At 66.1% G+C, this 21598-nt stretch carries 24 protein-coding genes; 14 read left to right on the forward strand and 10 right to left on the reverse strand.

All coding sequences use genetic code 11. The annotated features are described in order from the left end of the window. Positions 1-96: 96 nt before the first annotated feature. The 3 genes from ACLB1G_RS20420 to ACLB1G_RS20430 are packed head-to-tail and all read left to right on the forward strand — an operon-like array spanning position 97 to position 2566. On the forward strand, positions 97-795 hold the full coding sequence (locus ACLB1G_RS20420) for a phosphatase PAP2 family protein (protein WP_491629074.1): 699 nt from the start codon (positions 97-99) through the stop codon (positions 793-795). Positions 796-804: 9 nt separating this feature from the next. Continuing rightward, the gene (locus ACLB1G_RS20425; protein ID WP_491629075.1) at positions 805-1746 is read left to right on the forward strand and encodes a diacylglycerol/lipid kinase family protein; all 942 of its coding nucleotides are present in this window, start codon (positions 805-807) and stop codon (positions 1744-1746) included. 1 nt (position 1747) lies between these two features. After that, positions 1748-2566, forward strand: a complete 819-nt coding sequence (locus tag ACLB1G_RS20430) for a metallophosphoesterase family protein (protein ID WP_491629076.1) — start codon at positions 1748-1750, stop codon at positions 2564-2566. 41 nt (positions 2567-2607) lie between these two features. Here the strand turns inward: ACLB1G_RS20430 and ACLB1G_RS20435 are convergent, their stop codons facing one another. The 4 genes from ACLB1G_RS20435 to ACLB1G_RS20450 form a co-directional block, all read right to left on the reverse strand. Further along, entirely contained in the window at positions 2608-3660 is a 1053-nt protein-coding gene (locus tag ACLB1G_RS20435; protein ID WP_491629077.1) for an Rpn family recombination-promoting nuclease/putative transposase, read from the reverse strand. A gap of 96 nt (positions 3661-3756) precedes the next feature. Continuing rightward, positions 3757-5151: a cardiolipin synthase gene (gene cls, locus ACLB1G_RS20440; protein ID WP_491629078.1), complete on the reverse strand. Its 1395-nt coding sequence runs from the start codon at positions 5149-5151 to the stop codon at positions 3757-3759. Beyond that, entirely contained in the window at positions 5148-7148 is a 2001-nt protein-coding gene (locus ACLB1G_RS20445) for a site-specific recombinase (protein ID WP_491629079.1), read from the reverse strand. The genes cls and ACLB1G_RS20445 overlap by 4 nt, the downstream gene beginning before the upstream one ends. A gap of 84 nt (positions 7149-7232) precedes the next feature. Further along, positions 7233-8537 carry an acetyl-CoA hydrolase/transferase family protein gene (locus ACLB1G_RS20450; protein WP_491629080.1) on the reverse strand — a complete coding sequence of 435 codons (1305 nt, stop codon included), beginning with the start codon at positions 8535-8537 and terminating at the stop codon, positions 7233-7235. Positions 8538-8736: 199 nt separating this feature from the next. Here ACLB1G_RS20450 and ACLB1G_RS20455 point away from each other — a divergent pair, with 199 nt between their 5' ends. Both ACLB1G_RS20455 and ACLB1G_RS20460 read left to right on the forward strand, forming a co-directional pair. After that, the gene (locus ACLB1G_RS20455; protein WP_491629081.1) at positions 8737-9837 is read left to right on the forward strand and encodes a porin; all 1101 of its coding nucleotides are present in this window, start codon (positions 8737-8739) and stop codon (positions 9835-9837) included. A gap of 125 nt (positions 9838-9962) precedes the next feature. Then, positions 9963-10799 (forward strand): branched-chain amino acid aminotransferase, encoded by an 837-nt coding sequence (locus ACLB1G_RS20460; protein WP_491629082.1) that lies wholly within the window; start codon positions 9963-9965, stop codon positions 10797-10799. Positions 10800-10833: 34 nt separating this feature from the next. Here the strand turns inward: ACLB1G_RS20460 and ACLB1G_RS20465 are convergent, their stop codons facing one another. From ACLB1G_RS20465 to ACLB1G_RS20475, 3 genes are all read right to left on the reverse strand, one after another. Continuing rightward, the gene (locus ACLB1G_RS20465) at positions 10834-11367 is read right to left on the reverse strand and encodes a DUF3617 domain-containing protein (RefSeq protein ID WP_491629083.1); all 534 of its coding nucleotides are present in this window, start codon (positions 11365-11367) and stop codon (positions 10834-10836) included. 77 nt (positions 11368-11444) lie between these two features. Beyond that, on the reverse strand, positions 11445-11591 hold the full coding sequence (locus tag ACLB1G_RS20470; protein WP_491629084.1) for a lmo0937 family membrane protein: 147 nt from the start codon (positions 11589-11591) through the stop codon (positions 11445-11447). Positions 11592-11733: 142 nt separating this feature from the next. Next, the gene (locus ACLB1G_RS20475) at positions 11734-12402 is read right to left on the reverse strand and encodes an outer membrane lipoprotein (protein WP_491629085.1); all 669 of its coding nucleotides are present in this window, start codon (positions 12400-12402) and stop codon (positions 11734-11736) included. A gap of 163 nt (positions 12403-12565) precedes the next feature. On the opposite strand from ACLB1G_RS20475, the gene ACLB1G_RS20480 reads away from it, so the two are divergent. Continuing rightward, positions 12566-13324 (forward strand): Crp/Fnr family transcriptional regulator, encoded by a 759-nt coding sequence (locus ACLB1G_RS20480; protein WP_491629086.1) that lies wholly within the window; start codon positions 12566-12568, stop codon positions 13322-13324. An 82-nt stretch (positions 13325-13406) separates the two neighbouring features. Here ACLB1G_RS20480 and ACLB1G_RS20485 read toward each other — a convergent pair whose 3' ends face one another. Then, entirely contained in the window at positions 13407-13631 is a 225-nt protein-coding gene (locus ACLB1G_RS20485; RefSeq protein WP_491629217.1) for a YMGG-like glycine zipper-containing protein, read from the reverse strand. Positions 13632-13722: 91 nt separating this feature from the next. Beyond that, a complete protein-coding gene (locus ACLB1G_RS20490) occupies positions 13723-15738 on the reverse strand; it encodes an AsmA family protein (protein WP_491629087.1) in 2016 nt (671 codons plus the stop codon). A gap of 157 nt (positions 15739-15895) precedes the next feature. Here ACLB1G_RS20490 and ACLB1G_RS20495 point away from each other — a divergent pair, with 157 nt between their 5' ends. From ACLB1G_RS20495 to ACLB1G_RS20525, 7 genes are read left to right on the forward strand one after another with little or no spacing between them, the layout of a single operon-like run. Continuing rightward, positions 15896-16294 (forward strand): DUF4398 domain-containing protein, encoded by a 399-nt coding sequence (locus ACLB1G_RS20495; RefSeq protein ID WP_491629088.1) that lies wholly within the window; start codon positions 15896-15898, stop codon positions 16292-16294. A 21-nt stretch (positions 16295-16315) separates the two neighbouring features. Further along, positions 16316-17230, forward strand: coding sequence for an OmpA family protein (locus ACLB1G_RS20500; protein WP_491629089.1), 915 nt, complete (start codon positions 16316-16318; stop codon positions 17228-17230). Positions 17231-17289: 59 nt separating this feature from the next. Continuing rightward, complete coding sequence (locus ACLB1G_RS20505) at positions 17290-17826, forward strand: ferritin-like domain-containing protein (RefSeq protein ID WP_491629090.1); 537 nt, start codon at positions 17290-17292, stop codon at positions 17824-17826. Between the two features lie 52 nt (positions 17827-17878). Continuing rightward, positions 17879-18181, forward strand: a complete 303-nt coding sequence (locus ACLB1G_RS20510) for an ElaB/YgaM/YqjD family protein (protein ID WP_491629091.1) — start codon at positions 17879-17881, stop codon at positions 18179-18181. A 12-nt stretch (positions 18182-18193) separates the two neighbouring features. Continuing rightward, a complete protein-coding gene (locus ACLB1G_RS20515; protein ID WP_491629092.1) occupies positions 18194-18568 on the forward strand; it encodes a phage holin family protein in 375 nt (124 codons plus the stop codon). A 9-nt stretch (positions 18569-18577) separates the two neighbouring features. Continuing rightward, positions 18578-18928, forward strand: a complete 351-nt coding sequence (locus ACLB1G_RS20520) for a hypothetical protein (protein ID WP_491629093.1) — start codon at positions 18578-18580, stop codon at positions 18926-18928. A 15-nt stretch (positions 18929-18943) separates the two neighbouring features. Then, positions 18944-20098, forward strand: a complete 1155-nt coding sequence (locus ACLB1G_RS20525; protein ID WP_491629094.1) for a patatin-like phospholipase family protein — start codon at positions 18944-18946, stop codon at positions 20096-20098. A 73-nt stretch (positions 20099-20171) separates the two neighbouring features. Here the strand turns inward: ACLB1G_RS20525 and ACLB1G_RS20530 are convergent, their stop codons facing one another. Then, positions 20172-20855 (reverse strand): Bax inhibitor-1/YccA family protein, encoded by a 684-nt coding sequence (locus tag ACLB1G_RS20530; protein ID WP_491629095.1) that lies wholly within the window; start codon positions 20853-20855, stop codon positions 20172-20174. A 239-nt stretch (positions 20856-21094) separates the two neighbouring features. On the opposite strand from ACLB1G_RS20530, the gene ndk reads away from it, so the two are divergent. Further along, positions 21095-21520, forward strand: a complete 426-nt coding sequence (gene ndk, locus ACLB1G_RS20535; RefSeq protein ID WP_491629096.1) for a nucleoside-diphosphate kinase — start codon at positions 21095-21097, stop codon at positions 21518-21520. Positions 21521-21598: the final 78 nt, after the last annotated feature.

The raw sequence follows: 21598 nt of genomic DNA on the forward strand, positions 1-21598 counted from the left end.
AGTTCAGAATAGCACAACTACTGTATGAATAAACAGGTACTGTATAAAAAAACAGGAATCAGCCGTTTTTGTGGTTTTTTCACCAATGGCGGCTGGTTGCGCTTCATCGAAGCAAGGCTGACCCCGGGCGGCGAGTTCGGCTTGCACCTGACTGCCGGCATGGCGCTGCTGGTGGCGGCCGTGGCCCTGTTCCACAACCTGGCAGAGGATGTCATGGAGCAGGACGCCATTACCCGGCTGGACGCGCACCTGGCCCACTGGCTGCATGCGCACGCCTTCGAACCCATGACCACCATCCTGCTTGGCGTGACCCATCTGCACAGCGGCCCGGGCATGGCGGTGCTGGTGGCGGCGCTGGCGGCCTGGCTGTGGCGCAGGCATGCCCGCTATTGGTTGTTAGCCCTGCTATGTTCCGTACCGGGCGGCATGATCCTGAACGTTTTGCTAAAGTACATCTACCAGCGCGACCGCCCTGTGTTCGAGCAGCCGCTGGTGACCTTGCTGACCTATAGCTTCCCCAGTGGACACACGGCTGCTGCCACGCTGTACTATGGCTTGCTGGCTTGTTACATCGTCGTCGCTGGCCGTGGCCGCAAGCGGCGCGGCGCCGTTGCGGCAGCAGGGGCGGGCTGCGTGCTGATGGCGCTGCTGGTGGGCTTCAGCCGCATGTACCTGGGCGCCCACTATCTCAGCGACGTGCTGGCCGCCATGCTGGAAAGCGTGGGCTGGCTGGCGGTCTGCATTACCGCCATTTCAACCTTGCGGCGGCGCCGTGAAGGGCGCGCCGTACTGTAAAGGGAATCTATGCAGGGGCCACAGACCGCCGTCATCATCAACGCCAGCGCCGGGCTGGGCTACGAGGACGCGCTGATGCGCGAACTGGAGGACAAGTTCCGCGCCCATGGGCTGCAGCCATCCGTGCTGCTGGCCAGGAGCGGCGAGGAGATGATAGCGGCGGCCAAACGCGCCGTGGCGGAGGGGGCGGACACCGTGGTGGCGGGCGGCGGCGACGGCACCATCAACGCGGTCGGCTCGGCCCTGCTGGGCAGCGCGGTGCGCTACGGCGTTCTGCCCATGGGCACGCTCAACCACTTTGCCAAGGACTTGAAAATACCGCTGGCGCTGGACGAGGCCATCGCCAACGTGGCTCAAGGCGTGCCGGTGCGGGTGGACGTGGGCGAAGTCAACGGCCGCATCTTCCTCAACAATTCCAGCCTGGGCATGTACCCGGACATCGTGCGCGACCGTGAGCGCCAGCAGCGCCACCTTGGCCGCAGCAAATGGCCGGCCTTCTTCGTGGCCACGCTGGGTGCGCTGCGCCGCTATCCCTTCCTCAGCGTGCGCCTCAAGGTGAACGGCGAGGAGCACGCGCGCCGCACGCCGTTTGTCTTCATCGGCAATAATGAATACCTGCAGGGCTTGAACGCCGGCGCGCGCGAACGCCTGGACGGCGGCCACCTGAGCCTGTACGTGGCGCAGCGCCCCTCGCGCCTGGGACTGTTGCGGCTGGCCTTCCACGCCCTGCTGGGCAGGCTGGCGCAGGCGCGCGACTTCGACGTGCTGAGCGCCTGCGAGCTGACCATAGAAACCCGCCACCAGCGCCTGCGCGTGGCCACCGACGGAGAAGTCACCTTGATGACGCCGCCCCTGCATTACCGCTGCCGTCCGGCCGCGCTGACCGTGATCGTGCCGGCCGCCGAGGCCAGACAGGCCGGCGCTCAGGCGCAACTGGCGACGGAGTCGTAACATGCGTACCATCGTGCACTTGTCCGACCTGCATTTCGGCCGCGTCGACCAGGCCCTGCTGGCGCCACTGCGGCAAACGGTGGAAAAGGTGGCGCCGGACGTGCTGGTGGTCTCGGGCGACCTGACCCAGCGCGCCAAGACCGAGGAATTCAAGGCCGCGCGCGCCTACCTGGATACCCTGCCGGGGCCGCAGATCATCGTGCCCGGCAACCACGACATCCCGCTGTACAACATCGCCAAGCGCTTCCTCACCCCGCTGCGCAACTACCAGCGCTATGTGACCCTGGACCTGGCGCCGCAGTACGCGGACGAGGAAATCGCCGTGCTCGGCATTAACACGGCGCGTTCGCTGACCTTCAAGGATGGGCGCGTCAACAAGGAGCAGATCGGCCAGATCCGCCAGCGCCTGGGCGCGCTGAACCAGGGTCTGACCCGTATCGTGGTGACCCACCACCCGTTCGACCTGCCGGCCGGCAGCGACCAGGACGACCTGGTGGACCGGGCGCCCATGGCCATGGCGGCCTTTGCCGAATGCGGGGTGGACCTGCTGCTGGCCGGTCACATGCACACCAGCCACGCCGAGAACAGCGCCGGGCGCTACAAGATTGCCGGCTACGCGGCGCTGGTGGTCCAGGCCGGCACCGCCACTTCCACGCGCGGGCGCGGCGAATCGAATTCCTTCAATGTGATCAAGGTCGAGCAAAATCAGGTCGAGGTAATACGCTACAGCTGGGTGGAGGGCACCGGCACCTTCGAACCGGTGCAGACCGAGCGCTTCAGCCGTAGTGGGAATGTCTGGGCGCTGAGCGCCGCCGCTTAGGCAGGCTGGTGCGACAAGCCGTTGCCGCGCCGGCATGGCTGCTAGGTGTCGGCAAACACTTGCTCGACGCTGCGCCCCTGAGCAAGCAGGCACATCCATTGCACTGCCTGCGGCAATGCGGCAGCGTCTATGCGCCTGCCTATCTGCGCCGTAAGCGGCAAGCCGGCGCTTGCAAACCAGTCCCGCAGCATTTGCCGGACTTGCGAGCGGCCTTGTTCCAAGCCTTGTTCCCAGCCTTGCTCCAGCCCATGCTCCAGCCCTTGTTCCAGACCCTTTTCCAGGCCCTTTTTTAGCCCGTTTTCCAGGCCCTTTTCCAATCCCATCTGGTGCGCTTGCCATTGGTAGAAATCTTCCATGTCGCGCCATTTGCGGTCCAGCATGATCTCACCTCCCTCGTTTGTCTCCACTGTCACCTTAGTCTCAAAGGCCTGCGCATTCAAGATGAAATCCAGCCAGCGCAGCAGGCTGTCCCTGACATGAAGCATTTCCGGATTGCGCAGGTGCTCCACGAATCGCACCAGGGTGCGCTCCAGGGCGGCCTGGTCGCGCGCGCGTATCAGATGGAACAGCGCGGCCACCAGGTTGCTGCGGGTACTGCCGTCCTCTACGGCGGTGGCGCCGTCGATCAGCAGGTAGCGCTGGCGCGGCTGCAGCCCTTCCAGGCCTTGCGGCGCCGGCAGCATCAGGTGCGACAGGTCGGTGGGCGCACGCCAGGGCCTGGCGCCGTGATACAGCACCACCGGCAGCACGGGTGGCAGCATGCCGCCGCGCGTGAGCTTGCGCTGGCGCACCAGGTCCTGGCACAGCAGGCCCACGTAGACCTGCATGCGCAGCGCCATCCAGCGCTCCGGCCTGGCCTGCAGTTCCAGCAGCAGATACAGGTACAGCCAGTCGCCATCCAGGCGCACGCGCCATACCAGGTCGTCATGGCGCTGGGCGCCGTGCCTGCCGACATAGCTGGCGTTGACCCGCTCCAGCGCGTCGAGCTCCAGCCGCTGCGCCCAATCCTGGGGGACGAAGCCGCGCAGCAGTTCACGCACCAGCTCGGGATGCGAGAATAATTGTTTGTAGAGGTGGTCGTGGGGGCTGTTCATGCAACCAGTGTAGCCCCCGCACTCGCGGCCGAATTCGCCAGCAATGCGCAGCAGCTTTGTGCTGGCGCAAAGGAAGTGCCGAAAATCGTCGTGGTGTCACAGCCAGTAGTTCATGAGGCGCGCGGCCCACTCGCGCATGCGGTCGCGCAGCGGCCGGTCGCGCCACTTGGCCAGGGTGATCTGGTCGGAGTCGCGCAAGTCTTCCCGGAAAGCCTTTTCCATCTCGGCGCCGAATTCCGGTCCCATCACCACCACGTTCAGCTCGCTGTTGTGCAGGAAGCTGCGGGTGTCGATATTGGTCGAGCCCACGGTGGACCAGGTGCCGTCGATCACGGCGGTCTTGGCATGCAGCACGGCCAGCTTGAGCTGGTAAATCTTCACGCCGGCGCCCAGCAGGTCATCGTAATAAGCCTGGCCGGCGTACATCACCACATTGCTGTCGGAGACCCCGGGCAGCACGATCTTGACGTCCACGCCGCGCCGGGCGGCCGCCATCAGCGCTTCCACGGTCTGCCGGTCCGGCACGAAGTAGGCCGAGGTCAGGTGGATGGATTTCTTCGCTTCCTGGATCGCCAGGCTGTAGGCCTTGTAGATTTCGAACTTGCCGCCCGGCTCGCTGCCCAGCACGCGCACCACCTTGTCGCCGGCGATGATGGGGGTGGGGAAGTAGTCGGCCGGACGCAGGTCCTCGCTGTCCTGGCTGGACCAGTTGCGCACCCACAGCCATTGGAAGGCTTGCACGGCCGGGCCTTCGATCTTGACGTGGGTGTCGCGCCAGCCGACCTCGGACTTGTCCTTGGGCGGCGCGCCCCGGGAGCGGAACAGCGAACCCTTGGAATAATCGGCGCTGATGTTGATGCCGCCGGTGAAGGCCACGCGGCCATCGACGATCAGCAGCTTGCGGTGGTCGCGGTTGTTGAGCTTCCAGTTGTCGCCCTTGGCCTTGGCCGGGTTGACGGGATTGAAGGCCACCAGCTTGATGCCGGCCGCGCGCATGCGGTCGAAGAAGGCTTGCGGCACGCCTATGGTGCCGACGCTGTCGTACATCACGTTCACGGTCACGCCCTGGCGCTGTTTTTCCGTCAGCATGTCGGCGAACTTCAGGCCCATTTCATCCTGGTCGAAGATATAGGTTTCCAGGTTGATGTTGTTCTTCGCCGCCGCGATCGCCTTGTACATCTCGGACATGGTCTGCGGGCCGTCGAACAGCAGTGAGCACTTGTTGCCGGCGATCAGGGGCACGCCGGTGGCGGCTTCCTCCAGCGCGGCCTGGGCCTTGGGATCGAGCGTGTTCTTGCTCCAGCGCTTGCTGAGCAGGGCCTGGGCGCGGGCGCCGCTGAGCGGCCCGTTCACGCCCTGCACGCTGGGCGCCGCCGGCGCGTCCAGCTTTTCTCCCAGGTTGTCCACCTTGGGCAGCGAGGCGCAGGCGCCCAGCAAGCCCCAGCACAGCAGCGACAAGGGCAGCCAGGGCTTGATGCTTGCGAGTTTCATACTGTCGTCTCCGTTGTGATCTGGCGCCGTCCCAAACGGCGTCCCAATGCCTTCAGCAATTGCCAGCCCTGCTTGAAACGCACCTGGCGCGAGCGCAGCGCCACCCACAGCGCCAGGCCGAAACTGACCAGCAGGTTGACCGCGCCTATGGCCAAAAATCCGGTGATGGAACGAACTGCCAGTTGCCAGGAGATAGTGTGATCGAGTCCGACAATTGCTGTCGCAAAGTTGGCGGAGGAGAAGGTGACATGCCGTATGTCCAGCGGCAAGCCCAGCAAAAAGCCCAGGGTGCCCATGCAGCCGAGCAGGATGCCGAAGAAGAAATTGCCCATCAGGCCGCCCAGGTTGTTCTCCAGGTACAGGCCTAGCCGCTCCATGCGCTCCCGGCCCAGTAGCCAGCGCGGTCCGCGCAGCTGGGCGATGCGGCGGCCCCAATGCGTGTACAGGGCCTGGTTGTCGTAGTAGCCGGAGATCAGGCCGGCCACGAACAGGCAGACCCCGGCAATCATGGCGTAGAACAGGGCCGGGCTGCCGATGGGGTCTATCTCGTGCAGCAAATGCATGGCTTTTTCCGGCGACACCAGGTGGGTGCCGGTCAGCTGGCGGTAGCCCCAGGCGATCAGCCAGGCCGTGGGGATGGCCGTGGCCAGGTTGCCCAGCACCGCCACGCACTGGGTGCGCACCACCTTGATAATCAGGTCGGCCATGCTGTCCAGGTCGATGTTGCGGCCATCCTTGCTGTGCAGTCCGGCCGCGATGCGCGAGGCTGTCATGGCGGGCTGCTTGGTGGCCACCGTGAAGTGCAGCAGGTGGATGAACATGAAGCCCAGCGAGTAATTCATGCTGTACATGAAGGCCTGCACCAGCGGCGCCGCGCGCAGGTAGGACATGAGGATCTTGAACAGGGCCATGAAGCCGATCACCAGCCCGGCGCCGGCCGAGGACAGGAACATGGCGCCCAGCTCACGGCGGTTGTCGGCCACGTAGTGTTCGCCCGTGCGGCTGGCGTTTTCCGTCACGTTGCGGGCCAGCAGGTTGATGTTGTCGGCGAACAGGTCGCGCAGCAGGTATTTGTGGTTGTGGGCCCGTATCAGTTCCTGCGCCAGTTCCAGCGCGGCCAGGCGGCGCGGCGTGTGTGCCGGGTCCTGTGCCGCATCCGGCGCGGGCAGCAGCAGGGCCGGCTGCTGTTCATGCACGTCGACCAGGTGCAGCAGCTTGCGCAGCCGGTCTATGCTTTGCGTCAGCGTCACCAGCAAATACGTGAGGGGAATGCTGGTGCCCTGCACCAGGGCTTTCTTGCGTATCCTGGCCACCACCGTGTCGCACTGGTCCAGCATGACCAGCAAATGGCGCGCATCCTCGATCTGCCCGACCTCGCCGGCCAGCAGACGGCGGTAGCCGTCGAGATAGGCGTTGACCTCGAAGTTCTGCACCATGAAGGGCGACTCGTAGGTTTCCATCTCGGTGTGGAAATTGGTCAGCTTGGGTTCCAGTCCGATGGCGCACACGCGGTAGGACAGGGTGCGTATGGCTTCGAGTATGCCCGGCAGCATCAGGTTGCCGCCGCTGCCGCCGGCGCAGATCACTTCCAGCAAGTCCAGCCAGTCGGCAGCCGGCACGGCGGCGATCCACAGGTGGTCGCTGCGCTTGTAGATGACCTGGTCCAGCGCGTCAGCCAGGTACTCGTCGCCCAGCGCCGGCGGCAGGATGCGGTAGGACACGCGCCGCTTCAGCTCGGAGAAAAACCCATCGTTGGACAGCACGCCGATCTCGGTGTACAGGCTGGCGTGGCGGCGCGTCTCCAGCACCAGGCGCGCGTAATCGCGCAGGGCGGCGGCCTGGGACGGATTGCCTTTCAGTAGCTGGGCCAGGGTGCGCACGTTGGCCGTGGCGCTGGCGCCGTCGGTGGCGCGGCGCGGACGCAGGGTGTCGAACAGCTCGACCATCAGGCCGATATCGCTGCTGTCCGGCGTAATGCGTTCCAGGATGGCAAGCATGGACATGGGACGGGCTGGGTTGAAAACCGCAGTATAGGCCGCCTCATGCTCTATGTATGTACGCTGGCGAACACAAGTTTCCGACTAGCAAAGCAGGATCTTGCGCGCCTGCGCCCGCAGTTCGGCGCGGAAATCCGGGTGGGCAATGGCGATCAGTTCGGCCGCCCGCTGGCGCGCCGACTTCCCGCGCAGCTGCGCCACGCCGTATTCCGTGACCACGTAGTTGATGTCGTTCTTGCCGGTGGTGACGTGGGTGCCGGGCGAGAGGGTGGGCACGATGCGCGAGATGGCGCCATCCTTGGCGGTCGAGGGCAGCACGATGAAGGCCTTGCCGCCGCGCGAGCGGTTGGCGGCGCGTACGAAGTCGACCTGGCCGCCGGTGCCGGAATAGGGCAGGTGGGCGATGCTCTCGGAGCCGCACTGGCCCAGCAAGTCCACCTGCAGGCTGGCGTTGATGGCCACCAGCTTGTCGTTCTGCCCGGCGATGTACGGGTCGTTGGTGATATTGGACGGGTGCATTTCCAGCATGGGGTTGTGGTGCATGAAGTCGTACAGCCGCCTGGAGCCGAGCGCGAAGGTGGCCACCATCTTGCCCGGCAGCCAGGTCTTGCGGCGGTTGGTGACCGCGCCCGCTTCCACCAGCGTCAGGATGCCGTCGCCTATCATTTCAGTGTGTATGCCCAGGTCCTGCTTGCCGGTGAGCTGGGTGACCACGGCGTCCGGAATGCCGCCATAGCCTATCTGCAGGGTGGAGCCATCCTCTATCATGTCGGCCACGTACTTGCCGATGGCCTGCTGCACCGGTCCCACGCAGGGCAGGCCAACCTCGATGAGGGGATCGGCGCTTTCCACCACGGCCGCCACCTGTGACACGTGCACATGGCATTGCCCGTGCGCGAATGGCACGTTGGGATTGACTTCCAGCACCACGGCGCGCGCCCTGGCCACGGCCGCCATGGTGTAGTCGGTCCCCAGGCTGAGCGAGAAATAGCCGTGTTCATCCATGGGCGAGGCCATCGCGAACACGACATCGGCGCCGACCTGGCCGCGCTCGATCAGCATGGGCAGCTCCGAGAAATAGGCCGGGATGAAATCGGCCCAGCCGGCCTGGCCGGCCGCGCGCGAGGCGCCGCCGAAGAACAGCGCCAGGTGGCGCACGTGCTGCACCGTGTCGCAATCGAAATAGCCGTACTTGCGCAGCGCCAGGATTTGCGACACCTTGATGTCGCGGAAACGGGTGCGCTGTTCGGACAGGGCGGTCAGCAGGGAGGGCGGCTCGCCGGCGCCGCAGGGCACGATGATGGTGTCGCCATCGCGCAGCAGGTCGAGGGCGTCATGGGCGCTGCGGCGCAGTGCGGCGTATTGCTGGTGTACGGGGGCTGGGCACATCGTCGTTCCTTTCGTATTGTGGGATGGCTGCCCGCCACTATAGACCTGCCGTACAGCGCCTGGATTGGACATGGATCAAATTTCCGTGATGCGTCGCACAGAGACAACCTGTCAGGGAGACGTAAGATAAACCTACCGAGACGAACAACTCGGTAGTGGCCGCGGCTGGCAGCGGCGCCCATCGAGTTTTCTGCGCACCATGAACCGCCTGACTTGTGCTTCGCTGTTGCCTCTGCTGCTGCCCCTGATGGCGGGCGCGCAGAATGCCGCGCCCAGCCCGGCCGGCGGTTCGCCCACCGTGTATGGGGTGTTGGACGCCGGCGTGGTGTCCGAGCGCGGCTGCACCGGCGACTGCGCCACCACCAAAGTCAGTAGCGGCGTCGCCACGCCCTCGCGCATCGGCGTCACCGGCCGCGAGGAACTGGGCAAGGGCGCCGCCGCCGTCTACACGGTGGAAGCGGGCGTGCGCGCCGACACCGGCGCCGCCGAGGATAGCGGCAAGCTGTTCGGCCGCCAGGTGTTCGTCGGCCTGGACAGCCCGTTTGGCATGGTCACCCTGGGCCGCCAGTACAACCTGGTGTACGACACCCTGACCGAGGTGGCCGACCCCTTCCATGGGGGCATGACCGGCAGCGCCGCCAACCTGGTGGGCTACACCACCCAGCGCTACGACAACACCATCAAGTACACCTCGCCGCGCCACAAGGGCGTGATTGCTGGCCTGATCTACAGCTTCGGCGAACTGCCCTATAACAGCAAGGTCAACCGCGCCTATGGCCTGTCGCTGGGCTACGAGAACGGGCCGCTGCGCCTGAGCGTATCGCACCAGCGCAAGGACAACCTGATCGACGCCACCGGCACCGCGCCGGCCGCCGACCTGTCGGCCCGCAATTCCCTGGTGGCCGCCAACATGGACTTCGGCCACTTCACCGGCTACGTGGCCTACGGGGTGAGCAAGGGACCGGGCGCCAACCCCTGGGACCAGAGCAACCCCTACGGCGGCGTCACCGTCAACAACCCCATCGCCAACACGCGCGACACCCTGGTGGGCGTGGCGGTGCCGGTGGGCGCCACCACCTTCCTCGCTTCCTTCATCCGCAAGGATGACCGCACCCTGATGCGCCAGGACGCCAACCAGCTGGCCGTGGGCGTCAGCCATGCGCTGTCGCGCCGCACCTCGGTGTATGGCTCGTTTGCGAAGATACAGAACAAGAACGGCGCCGGCTATGCGGTCGGTACTGCCAGCGAACGAGGCAAGGGCGACCGCGCCCTGACGGTGGGCCTGCGCCACGCCTTCTGACACGCCGCGCCCTCCTGCGCGCGCAATGATTTGTCATATAAAAGCCCCCATCTGTGCTACCGTAGGCAGACGCGCGCGCACGCAGCGACGGGCGCCGCTCCCCACGACAGCGAAAGGAGACAGGCATGTATCTGACGTATTTCAACGGTAACTGGAGCGAGGGCAACACTCCCCTGTTTGGCGCCATGGACCACAGTGTGTGGCTGGGATCATCGGTCTTCGATGGCGCCCGTTCCATCCGGGGACATATGCCGGACCTGCGTCCGCACCTGGAACGGGTGGTCGCCTCCGCCGAGCGCCTGGGCCTGCGCTGCCCGCTCAGCGTGGACGAGATGGAGCGCCTGGTGCGCGAGGGCGTGGCCAGGTTCCCGGCCGAGGCCGAGCTGTACATCCGCCCGCTGGTGTTCGGCACCGACGGCCTGCTGGTGCCGCTGCCCGAGAAGAGCGCGTTTGCCCTGACCCTGTTCGATGCGCCGCTGCCGCCCTTCACCGGCTTCACGGCCTGCCTGTCCCGGCTGCTGCGTCCCGATCCGTCCATGGCGCCCACGGACGCCAAGGCGTCCTCGCTGTACGCCAACACCTCGCGCGTGCTGCGCGAGGCCAGGGAACGCGGCTTTGACAATGCCGTCGTGTGCGACAGCAAGGGCAATGTGGCCGAGTTCGCCACCGCCAACCTGTTCCTGGTGACCCCGGCCGGCCACGTGGTGACGCCGGCGGCCAACGGCACTTTCCTGTCCGGCATCACGCGCGCCCGCGTGATACGGCTGCTGGCCGAGGAGGGCGTCACGGTGCAGGAGCGCAGCGTGCGGCCCGAGGAACTGGATTCCGCCACCGAGCTGTTCAACACCGGCAACTTCGGCAAGGTCACTCCCTGCATCCGCTATGAAGGCCGCGAACTGCCGGTGGGGCCGGTGGCCACGCTGGCGCGCGACCTGTATTTCGCCTGGGCCGGGATACAGTAGACCGCCAGCCACCGGCCGGCAGCACGCGAGCCGGTCAGCCGGCCTTGGCGGCGGGGCAGCTGGCGGCGACCCAGTGCCCGCTGGATTCCACCGTCATCTTTTGCGGCGTCCCGGTGACGTTGTTGCTGACGTTCATGTGCATGGTAAAGGCCGTGTCGCTGCTGAAGCGCACCTGGCCCTGGCCGCTGGAGGGCGGCTCGTTGCAGCTGAACGAAATGTTGTAGCCTCCGCTCACCGGCTGGGCGCTGGAATTGCACTTGCCTTGCTGGCCCAGTGGCAGCTGGCGCTTGGCGATCATCTCCTCGGTAATGCAGGCTTGCAGGGTGGTGCTGCCATCGCGGCCTATCTTGGGCATGGTGCCGCCGTTCTGGGTCACCATGGCTTCGATGCGGGCGCGCTGTTCCGGCGGTAGCTTGGCCAACTGCTCGTAGGCGGCCGACAGGGCCGCGCCGGTTTGCGGATCGTCGGCCTTGAGCTGGTGCTTCAGCTCCCACAGGCCGGGCTTGATGGTTTGTGCGCCGGCCTGGGCGCCGGCCAGGGCCAGCAGCAAGAGGGTCAGGCGTTTCATGGGGCCTCCTTGGTAGGGTGGAAATGACAACGGCGCGCCGCTGTCAGACGGCGCGCCGTGCATGGGGCAGCAGGGCGCTAGATGCCGCGTCCGCTGATCAGGCGCAGCAGCACCATGATGATGGCGACCACCAGCAGCACGTGGATGAAGCCGCCGATGGTGTAGGACGTGACGATGCCCAGCAGCCAGAGAATGAGCAGTACAACGGCTATGGTATAGAGCATGATTTTCTCCTCAGCGTAGGTTGTTTTTGGTTGATCAGCTGCCGGTGTGGTCCAGAAGCATGAGTCCATTATCTGTGGGTACGGTCCGGTTTTCCGTACGGTGCCGTACCTAATTGCAACGGCGAATTGCAACCCCCGAGTATCAGGCCGCGCGCAGCTGGCCGTTGACGATGCGCACCGCGTCGCCCGAGCGGAAAGCCGGGGCGGCTTTCTGGTGCAGGGTGCGGGTCTTGCCGTTATCCATGCGCACCACGATTTCATAGCTGCGGGTGGCCTTCATATTGCCCTCGATCTGGTTGCCGGCCACCGCGCCGCCCACCGCACCGGCCACCGTGGCCAGCTGGCGGCCATGGCCGCTGCCGACCTGGTTGCCCAGCAGGCCGCCGAGGATGGCGCCGCCAGCCGCGCCCACGCCGCTGCCCTGGGCGCGGGTCTGGATTTCACGCACGGATTCCACCACGCCGCAATTGCCGCACACGGCAGGCGCGGGCGCGGCTGCGCTCACGGGCGCTGGCGCCGGTGCGGCGGCGGCCAGGGCCGGGGCCGGCGCGCCGTTGGGATAGGCGCCGCTGGCATAGTTGCCGTTGGGGTAGGCGCCGTTGGCGTTGAGACTGTTGGCCGGCGCGTTGGCCGGGGGCGCTTCGTTCACCAGCGCGGCGGGCGGCACGGTGCCGCTGCCGTTGGCGTTGGAATTGGGCAGCCAGCCCATCAGGGCGGCGCTGCCGACGCCGCAGAACAGGATGACGGCCACGGCGGCAATGACCAGGACCGGGTGCAGCGACGACTTGGCGGGGGTGTGGTTGGTGTCCATAGTGAGCTCCTAGCTGTTGTTGTTCGGGCCGTGCGCGGGCGCCCGGCAGGATGGCTGGGATTTTCCACTTAGACATGCTTTTCTTCCGTGCGTCACCGTACATACAGGGGGGTTGAACCTCGTTACGCTCGGGGAAAATCTGCAACCTGAGGCTGATCTGCCCATGAACCTTTCCTTCGATACCGTCCGCGATGATGAACGCGGCGAGCGCGCAAACACGCGCGGCCCCGCCAACCTGCTGCTATCCAGCCTCCCGGAGGGCGACCAGTCGCACCTGTCGGCCCTGTGCGAGATGGTGCAGGTGGAGTTGGGCGACGTGCTGTACGAGCCGGGCCAGCCCATACGCCATGTGTACTTCCCGGTGGACGCCCTGGTGTCGCTGCTGGCCGTGGCCGAGGGCCGCATGACGCTGGAAGTGGGCGCGGTGGGCCGCGAGGGCATGCTGGGCGGCTCGGTGGCCTTGGGCCATGCCAGCGGCCAGGTGCGCGCCGTGGTGCAGCGCGCCGGCCGCCTGGCGCGCATGGAGGCCGACGATTTCGTGGCCGAGTTCCAGCGCTTGGAGTCGCTGCAGCGGCTGCTGTCGCGCTACACGGGCACCCTGCTGGCGCAAGCCATCCAGATCGCCGTGTGCAGCCGCTTCCACGTGCTGGAGGCGCGCCTGGCGCGTTCGCTGCTGATCACGCGCGACCGGCTGCAGTCGGAAAAATTCCATCTCACCCACGAGTTCCTGGCCCATGCGCTGGGCGTGCGCCGGGTCGGCGTGACCAAGGCCGCCAGCGCGCTGCAGCAGCAGGGCCTGATCACCTACAGCCGCGGCAATATCGAGATCCTCGATTCCTCCGGCCTGGAGGCCGTATCCTGCCGCTGCTATGAACTGGTCAAGGATGGCGGCGCCATCGGCATGTCCGGCGTATTCATCTGAGTACACTTGCGGTGCCTCGTTCCGGCGGCGGCCCAAAGAAAAAGGCCGTCGCGAGGACGGCCCTGGGGGGTGTCGCGCCGGTTCAACGGGGCGGCTTGCTCACCTGGTTGCCGATCACGCCGCCGACAGCGGCGCCACCGACCGTCCCCACTGCGCTGCCGCCGGTCAGGACCGAGCCTGCCACGGCGCCGACACCGGCGCCGATGGCGGTGTTCTGGTCCTGTGCCGACATGCCTGCGCAGGCGCTCAGGCCCACGGTGGCGCCCACGATGGTGGCAATCGAAGCCAGTTTCTTGATGTTCATGATGATCTCCTTGATGTACGAGTAAGGTGGCTTCAGGTTACGGAAGAACCCGCCCCGTCTCCGTTCGCCAGCGCACACTCTGCAAAATCATCCGCTATTTCTGTTTGGGCGGCGGCGCCACCGGCTTGCCCCCGGCCTGGGCCACCAGGGTGGCGCAGCCCGGCGTCTCGGCCGGGCCGGCGTGCACCAGCGGCACGATGGCCGCCACCGGCGCCACCACGGCCAGCGCCAGGGCGCTGCCGGCGCGCAGGGCCAGCACTTTCTTGTCCACGCTGACATCCGGCTTCTTGAAGCTGCCCTCGATGTGGATGGGGGAGCGCAGCGAGAACACGCGCAAGCCCTTGCTGTCCGGCCGCAGCGTCAGGTCCAGTTTTTCATTGGCCAGGTTGACCGTGCCGTCCACGCTGAGGCGGGCGTCCTCGGTGTCGGTCACGAACAGGCGCGAGCGCATCAAGCCGTTGGTGACGCTGAAGTCGGTCACCATGCAATTGAGCTTGATCTGGCGGTCGCCGGCCAGCTTGGTCAGCACCACGCTGCCGATGTTGAGCCCCATTTCCTCCAGCAGCAGCTTGCTGACGGTGCCCTGGCTCAGCACCGATTTGAGTTCGCCGTTGGACGAGCCCAGCAGGCTGGCCACGGAATTGCCGGTGGCCGACAGCGAGACGTCGGCGTTGACCTGGCCCACCGTGGCCTGCATGCCGTCTATCGAAGGGAACAGTTTTTTCAGCTGCAGCTGGCGGGCCGCGCCCTGCAGGGTGGCGCGGATGGCGTTCGGGTTCACCTTGCCGCTGCCGTCCAGCACGATGTTCGAGGTCCAGGTGCCGCCGGCGATGTCGAACTTGAGCGGGGTGAGGTCGAGCACCCCGTCCTGCATGTGGATCACGGTATCCACGTTGTGGATGGGCAGCTCCTGCTCGCGCACCAGGCGGCGCGCCTTGAAGCCGACCCTGGCGTCGAGCGCGGTCCAGCGCTCGGTCTTGAACGGTTCCACCGGCAGCACCTTGTCGCCCGGCTGCACCTCGTCCACCCCGCGCGCCTCCTTGCTGGCGTTGGAGTCGGCGCCCACCAGCGGGCCCAGGTCGGAGAATTGCAGCAGCTGGGAGCTGATGTCGCCGGTCAGCAGCGGGCGCGGCAGCGGCTTGCCCGTCTTGTACTCGGCATGGCCGCCGATGTCGCTGGAGCCGACCCGGCCGGTGAAGCGGTCGTACACCCACTCGCTGGCGTGCTCGCGGATGCGCCCGCTGAGCCGGCCCTCGGTGGCGAAGGCCGGCGTTTCCGGCAGCAGCACTCCGGTCAGCGGATACAGGCGCGCCATGCTGGCGCCGGACAGCTTGAGCTGCAAGTCCAGCGCGGCCAGGTCGGTGGGCTTGGTCAGCGTGCCCTGCACCGAGGCCTGGACGCCGCCCGCGCGCAGGCTGGCCTGCAGCGGGAAGGGCCGGGCCTGTTCCTGCAAGGTCAGCACGGCGCCGGCCTTGCCTTCGCCGCTGATGGCCTGGCCGCGCCAGGTGCCGGCCAGGGTCCAGGCCACGCCGTAGACGGGATCGCTGATGGTGTCGACCCGGGCCATGGCCTGGACCCGGGTGAGGGCGTCCGTGTACGTCACCGTGCCCTTGGTGAACACCACGCTGCGCAGTTCCAGCTTCCAGGGCGAGGGCTGGTCGCGGTGCTGGAATGTCCAGTTGTTGCGGCCGTCTGCGCCGCGCTGCAGCAGCACGTTGGGATTGCTGAAGCGCAGCATGGGAATGGAAATGCGCTGGCTGAGCAGCGGCAGCAGGTCCAGGGTAAAGGAGAATTCGGCGGCGCTGGCCATCTCTCCTGCCGGCAGCCCGGCCGGATTGCCGATGTGGACGTCGCGCGCCAGCAAGTGCGGCAGCGGCAGAGACAGATAAGCGCCCCAGCCGCTGCCGGCGCCGTCCTGGCGCTCCCAGCGCAGCGACAGGTCGCCGCGGATCTCGAACGGGCGGTCGATGGCCGCGCTGACCTTGTCGTTGAGCCAGGGCTTGACCCGGTTCCAGTCGGCGCAGAGCAGCGCCACGATGGCGGCGGCGGGCAGGCCCGCCAGCAGGCCGGCGGCGGCGAGGGAAATGCGGGTGCGGCGGCTGATCGGCATGGGCTGGTGTCGGGTTTGGATGCCAAAAGATGAACTATACCAAGGTATGTGCGGCACCGTACTGAAGCGGAGCGGGCCCGGGTCTATAACTGAGCCTGTGCAAAAAACAGCCCCCAACAACCAGTCGTACCCCTCACGCTATCAAGGAGAAAAAATAATGAGAACCTCTACCGTTAGCCGCCGCTTGCAACTGCTGGGCGGCGTCGCCGTCGCCCTGGGCCTGGCCGCCTGCGCCAGCGAGAAAACCCCCGCCACCGCCGATGTCGCCGTGTCGCGCGCGGCCGTGGCCAACGCCACCAGCGCCGGCGCCGGCGACCTGGCCCCGGCCGAGATGACGGCCGCACGCGAAAAACTGATGGCCGCCAACCAGGCCCTGGCCGCCCGCGACTACAGCAAGGCGCGCGACCTGGCCACCCAGGCCCAGGCCGACGCCCAGCTGGCCCAGAGCAAGGCCAACTCCACCAAGGCCACGGCCGCCGCCGACGAACTACAGCGCAGCATCCGCCTGATGCGCGAGGAGCTGGACCGCAGCACCGCCGCCAATCCCATCCAATAACAGCAAGAACGAGGACCCATCATGAAAAAACTCACCTTCGTGCCGGCCATCTTCTCCCTGTCGCTGCTGATGGCCGCCTGCAGCTCGACCCCGACCACCACCAGCCTGCTGGACCAGACCCGCGGCGACTTCCTGGCCGCCCAGAGCAACCCCTCGGTGGCCAATTACGCCCAGCTGGAGCTGAAGCAGGCCTCGGATGCGCTGGACCAGGCCAATAACGCCGCCGCCAAGAACGAGAGCCCGGAACAGATCGACAAGCTGGCCTATGTCGCCAAGCAGAAGATCGCCACCGCTCGGGAAATCGGCAAGCAGAAGAAGGCCGAGGCCGACGTGGCCGCCGCCGGCCGCCAACGCGACGAAATCCGCCTCGAGCAGCGCACCCTGGAAGCCAACCAGGCCAAGGCCGCCGCCGACCGCGCCAGGATGCAGGCCGACCAGGCCCGCGCCGCCGCCATGGCCGCCGCCAACCAGGCCGCCAACGCCGAGCAGGCCGCCCGCGAACAGCAGGCCCGCAACGCCCAGCTGGAGCAGCAGCTGGCCGATCTGCAGGCCAAGAAGACCGACCGCGGCCTGGTGATTACGCTGTCCGACGTGCTGTTTAACCTGGACCGCGCCGACCTCAGCCCGGACGGCATGCGCACCGTGCAAAAGCTGGCCGATGTGCTGCTGCAGGAACCGCAAAGCGTGGTGATGGTCGAAGGGTTTACGGATAGTACCGGCAGCGCCGACCACAACCTGCAACTGTCGCAGCGCCGCGCCGAATCCGTGCGCAATGCCCTGATCGGCCTGGGCGTGAAAAGCGACAAGATCGCCACGCGCGGCTATGGCGAAGCCTATCCGGTGGCCAGCAACACCGACGCCGGCAGCCGCCAGCTGAACCGTCGGGTGGAAATCGTGCTGTCGCAAAACGGCGCCCCGATCGCCAACCGCCGCTAAATTTCGCGCCGCGCATGGCGCGCGGCGCATTCTGATTACTCAAACCAGGAAGGATTATCATGGCAGAAGCTAACCCCACCCAACCGGCAGGCATCGATACCGCGGCCATCCGCGAGGCGGCCCGCAACATCATGGATGGCGCCGTCACCAATGGCTACCAGGGCAACCGGGAAGAAGTCATCAAGATGCTCAACGACGCCCTGGCCACCGAGCTGGTGTGCATTAACCGCTACAAGCGCCACTACTACACCGTGACCGGCCTGCAGAACGGCCCCATCAAGGCCGAGTTCCTGGAGCACGCCAACCAGGAGCAGGAACACGCGGACTGGCTGGCCGAGCGCATCGTCCAGCTCAACGGCGCGCCCGATTTCAACCCGGCCACGTTGCTCGCCCGCAGCCATGCCGAGTATGATGCTTCCGAGGACGTGCAATCCATGGTCAGGGCCAACCTGATCGCGGAACGGGTCGCCATCGAGTCCTACCGCCAGATGATAGAGCGCATCGGCGACAAGGATCCGACCACGCGCCACCTGCTGGTCAAGATACTGGCGGTGGAGGAAGAGCACGCGGACGATATGCGCGACTTGCTGGAATGAGGTCCCTGCTGTAAAGTTTTCATCACTACCCCAACCAAACCGGAGCCCCATCATGCTGGAACAAAATATCAGTACCGTGAACAATGACGTGAAAACGCTGGTCAAGGATGCGCAAGCCCTGTTCACCGCCGCCACCGCCCTGACCGGCGAGAAGGCCGAGGAACTGCGCAGCCGCGGCATGCGCGCGCTGGACACGGCACTGGCCAAGGCGCACGACGCCCAGGTCAGCGCGATTGCCGCCAGCAAGGAAGTGGCCAAGCAGGCCGACGACTACGTCAAGGAAAACCCCTGGCGTTCGATCGCCGCCGCGGCCGGCGTCGGCCTGCTGGTGGGCGTGATCCTGGGCCGCAAGTAAGTGGCGGATGCCATGGACAAGCCGGCGCCGCCGGGCCTGATCGCCTCCCTCGGGGCGGTGCTGCGCGGCGGCGCCGCGCTGCTCATCACGCGGCTGGAGCTGGCTGCGCTGGAACTGTCCGAGGTGCGCAACCACCTGATACAGCTGGTGGTGGTGTTCTCGCTGGCGGCCATGGCGGGCTTCTTTGCCCTGGCCTACGCCACCGTCACCATTGCCTGGCTGGCCTGGGACGCGATCGGCTGGACCATCCTGCCGCTGCTGACCGGCCTGTTCGCGGTGGCCGCCATCGTGCTCGTGCTGTATGCGCGCGGCCTGATACGCAGCGGTAAACTGTCCTTGCCGGCCACCATGGCCGAGCTCAAGGCAGACCGCGACACCCTGCTGTAAGGAATCCACATGACCGAAGCTGAACGCAGAGTCGAGGCCGACAAACAGCGCCTCATCAAGCAGGGCGAGATTTACCGCATGACCAGCCTGCACGCCAAGGCCCAGCTGGCCGAGGCCCTGCACCCGGACCGTTTGTTCCTGGGCGCCGTGGACCAGGCGGTGGGCGTGGCCCAGGCGCGCTTTGGTTCGCTGCTGCAGCCGGGCGGCCTGAGCGGCATCAATTTCAGGTCGCTGATGCCGTATGCGCTGACCATAGGGTCATTCCTGGCGCGCAAACGCCTGGTCAAGCCGGCGCTGGCCGTGGGCGCGCTGCTGGCGGCCGGCGCCGCCGTGCTGGTGCGCTACAAGCGCAGCCATTAAACGGGGAGGGCGCGCTTGAACCAGGCCGTCCACCCGCTCAATCCGGCCGGCCTGCGCATCGTGCTGGTGCTGCAGGGCGGCGGCGCGCTGGGGGCCTACCAGGCCGGGGTGTTCCAGGCCATGCACGAGCACGGCCTGGCCCCCGACTGGGTGGTGGGCACTTCCATCGGCGCCATCAATGCGGCCCTGGTGGCCGGCAATCCTCCCGAGCGGCGCCTGGCGCGGCTCAAGCAATTCTGGCAGCGCGTGTCCCACCAGGACAGCGTGGACATGGCGCGCGTGCCGGACCTGCAGCGGCGCTCCAACGTCCTGCTGCAAACCTGGGATACGCTGCTGCGCGGCGTGTCCGGCTTTTTCAAGCCGCGCGTGTTCAGCCCCTTCGCGGCCGGACTGCCGGTGCCGCCCGAGGAAGCCAGCTTCTACGATACTGCCGAACTGGCCGCCACCCTGGCCGAATTGGTCGATTTCGATTACCTGAACGCGGACGGCGGCATGCGCCTGACCGTGAACGCCCTCAAGGTCACCTGCGGCACCTTGCGCGGCTTCGACAACCGCGAACTCGACATCCGCGCCGACCACGTGCGCGCCAGCGGCGCGCTGCCGCCCGGCTTTCCGCCGGTACGCATAGACGGCGAACTGTACTGGGATGGCGGGCTGTATTCCAATACCCCGCTGGAAACCGTGCTGGACGACAGCAAGCAGGTCGATACGCTGTGCTTCATGGTGGACCTGTGGAGCGCGGACGGCCCCGAGCCCACCACCCTGGACGAGGTGCAGACGCGCCAGAAGGATGTCACCTTCGCCTCCCGTTCGCATCGCCACCTGCAGGATTATGTCGCCACCCACCAGCTGCGGCAAAAGCTGCGCGAGCTGTATTCGGCGCTGCCGCCCGAGCGGCGCACGCCGCAGCAGCAAGCCGAACTGGAAGCCCTGGGCTGCGGCAGCACCCTGCACGTGGTGCGCCTGCCGTATGCCGGGCGCGACTGGAACATGGCGGCCAAGGACATCAATTTTTCGCAGGGCTCGATCGCCTGGCGCTGGGACCAGGGTTACCAGGATGGGCTGCGCGCCATCCAGGGCGCCGGCTGGCTGGCGGCCGTGTCCGAGGACACGCCGCTGGTGGTGCACGAACTGCCGCCGCAGCGGCCCGCCGGCCAGCGCGCCGCCTAGTGCGCGCCGGCTGGTTTCCGCGGACGAAAAAAAAGCCGGCGCGCAGCCGGCTTTTTGCTGTGTGGCGGACAGCTTAGTCGCGGTTGCCGCCGACGATGCCCAGCAGCGACAGCAGGTTGACGAAGATGTTGTACACGTCCAGGTAGATGCTGAGGGTGGCGCGGATGTAGTTGGTCTCGCCGCCGTTCACGATCTGCTGCACGTCATACAGGATGTAGGCAGAGAAGATACCGATGGCCATTACCGACACCACCATGGCCAGCGCCGACAGGCCCAGGAAGATGTTGGCGATGGACGCCACCATCAGCACGATCACGCCGGCAAACAGCCATTTGCCCATGGCCGAGAAGTCGCGCTTGGACACGGTGGCGATGGTCGCCATGGTGCCGAACACGGCCGCGGTACCGCCAAAGGCCATGGCGATCAGGGTCACGCCGTTGGAGAAGCCCAGGATGCGCTCCAGGATGGGCGTCAGCATCAGGCCCATGAAGAAGGTAAAGCCCAGCAACAGGCCGACGCCCAGGCCCGAGTCCTTGTTCTTTTCGATGGCCCAGATGAAACCGAAGGCGATCGCCAGGAACAGCAGCGCGCCCAGGCCGCCGGTGAGGGCGGGGATGTGGAAGGTCACGCCCAGCACGGCGCCGAACACGGTCGGTATCATGGACAGGGCCAGCAGCCAATAGGTGTTGCGCAGCACATTGTGCTGCACGGCACGGCTGCTGCCTACATAATCATAAGTTTTTTGCAAGTTTGCCATACGTCCTCCTGATAGTGGAATCGGGGCTGTTGATGTGCGCCCCTTTGATAAAAGCATAGCATGTCGGTGCGAAAATGCACAAAAACCGTGCCCGCCGGGGCTTAGAACCGGCTTAAAACAGGGCATTTGCCCCTTGCTGGAACGGAATATAGGGCCTGCCAGGGGTTCTATGCTAAAATCGAAGGTTGATTGGATCACCAATTTTGTTTTAAACCTTTATTTTTATTGGAGTTTTTTACATGGCTATCGAACGCACCCTGTCGATCATCAAACCGGACGCAGTCGCCAAAAACGTAATCGGCAAAATCTACAGCCGTTTCGAAGAGGCTGGTCTGAAAGTGGTCGCAGCACGCATGACCCAGCTGTCGCGCGCTGAAGCGGAAGGCTTCTACGCCGTGCACGCCGCCCGTCCCTTCTTCAAGGACCTGGTGGACTTCATGATCTCCGGCCCCGTCATGATCCAGGTGCTGGAAGGCGAAGGCGCCATCCTGAAAAACCGCGACCTGATGGGCGCCACCGATCCGAAGAAAGCCGAACCGGGCACCATCCGCGCCGATTTCGCCGATTCCATCGACGCCAACGCCGTGCACGGTTCCGACGCAGCTGAAACCGCTGCCGTGGAAATCGCTTACTACTTCCCGGCCCTGAACGTCTACTCGCGTTAATTTGCGCGCTGCGGCCGGGACCGTTCCCGGCCGCTGACAAGCCGGCTGTTGATGTACCTCCGACCCGCCCAGGCTCTG

The organism is Duganella kummerowiae, from assembly GCF_053572355.1.

Coding starts and splice junctions, on each gene's coding strand:
- ACLB1G_RS20425 (WP_491629075.1), top strand. CDS start 805: ATGCAGGGGCCACAGACCGCCGTCATCATCAACGCCAGCGCCGGGCTG.
- ACLB1G_RS20430 (WP_491629076.1), top strand. CDS start 1,748: ATGCGTACCATCGTGCACTTGTCCGACCTGCATTTCGGCCGCGTCGAC.
- ACLB1G_RS20435 (WP_491629077.1), bottom strand. CDS start 3,660: ATGAACAGCCCCCACGACCACCTCTACAAACAATTATTCTCGCATCCC.
- cls (WP_491629078.1), bottom strand. CDS start 5,151: ATGAAACTCGCAAGCATCAAGCCCTGGCTGCCCTTGTCGCTGCTGTGC.
- ACLB1G_RS20445 (WP_491629079.1), bottom strand. CDS start 7,148: ATGCTTGCCATCCTGGAACGCATTACGCCGGACAGCAGCGATATCGGC.
- ACLB1G_RS20450 (WP_491629080.1), bottom strand. CDS start 8,537: ATGTGCCCAGCCCCCGTACACCAGCAATACGCCGCACTGCGCCGCAGC.
- ACLB1G_RS20455 (WP_491629081.1), top strand. CDS start 8,737: ATGAACCGCCTGACTTGTGCTTCGCTGTTGCCTCTGCTGCTGCCCCTG.
- ACLB1G_RS20460 (WP_491629082.1), top strand. CDS start 9,963: ATGTATCTGACGTATTTCAACGGTAACTGGAGCGAGGGCAACACTCCC.
- ACLB1G_RS20465 (WP_491629083.1), bottom strand. CDS start 11,367: ATGAAACGCCTGACCCTCTTGCTGCTGGCCCTGGCCGGCGCCCAGGCC.
- ACLB1G_RS20470 (WP_491629084.1), bottom strand. CDS start 11,591: ATGCTCTATACCATAGCCGTTGTACTGCTCATTCTCTGGCTGCTGGGC.
- ACLB1G_RS20475 (WP_491629085.1), bottom strand. CDS start 12,402: ATGGACACCAACCACACCCCCGCCAAGTCGTCGCTGCACCCGGTCCTG.
- ACLB1G_RS20480 (WP_491629086.1), top strand. CDS start 12,566: ATGAACCTTTCCTTCGATACCGTCCGCGATGATGAACGCGGCGAGCGC.
- ACLB1G_RS20490 (WP_491629087.1), bottom strand. CDS start 15,738: ATGCCGATCAGCCGCCGCACCCGCATTTCCCTCGCCGCCGCCGGCCTG.
- ACLB1G_RS20495 (WP_491629088.1), top strand. CDS start 15,896: ATGAGAACCTCTACCGTTAGCCGCCGCTTGCAACTGCTGGGCGGCGTC.
- ACLB1G_RS20500 (WP_491629089.1), top strand. CDS start 16,316: ATGAAAAAACTCACCTTCGTGCCGGCCATCTTCTCCCTGTCGCTGCTG.
- ACLB1G_RS20505 (WP_491629090.1), top strand. CDS start 17,290: ATGGCAGAAGCTAACCCCACCCAACCGGCAGGCATCGATACCGCGGCC.
- ACLB1G_RS20510 (WP_491629091.1), top strand. CDS start 17,879: ATGCTGGAACAAAATATCAGTACCGTGAACAATGACGTGAAAACGCTG.
- ACLB1G_RS20515 (WP_491629092.1), top strand. CDS start 18,194: ATGGACAAGCCGGCGCCGCCGGGCCTGATCGCCTCCCTCGGGGCGGTG.
- ACLB1G_RS20520 (WP_491629093.1), top strand. CDS start 18,578: ATGACCGAAGCTGAACGCAGAGTCGAGGCCGACAAACAGCGCCTCATC.
- ACLB1G_RS20530 (WP_491629095.1), bottom strand. CDS start 20,855: ATGGCAAACTTGCAAAAAACTTATGATTATGTAGGCAGCAGCCGTGCC.
- ndk (WP_491629096.1), top strand. CDS start 21,095: ATGGCTATCGAACGCACCCTGTCGATCATCAAACCGGACGCAGTCGCC.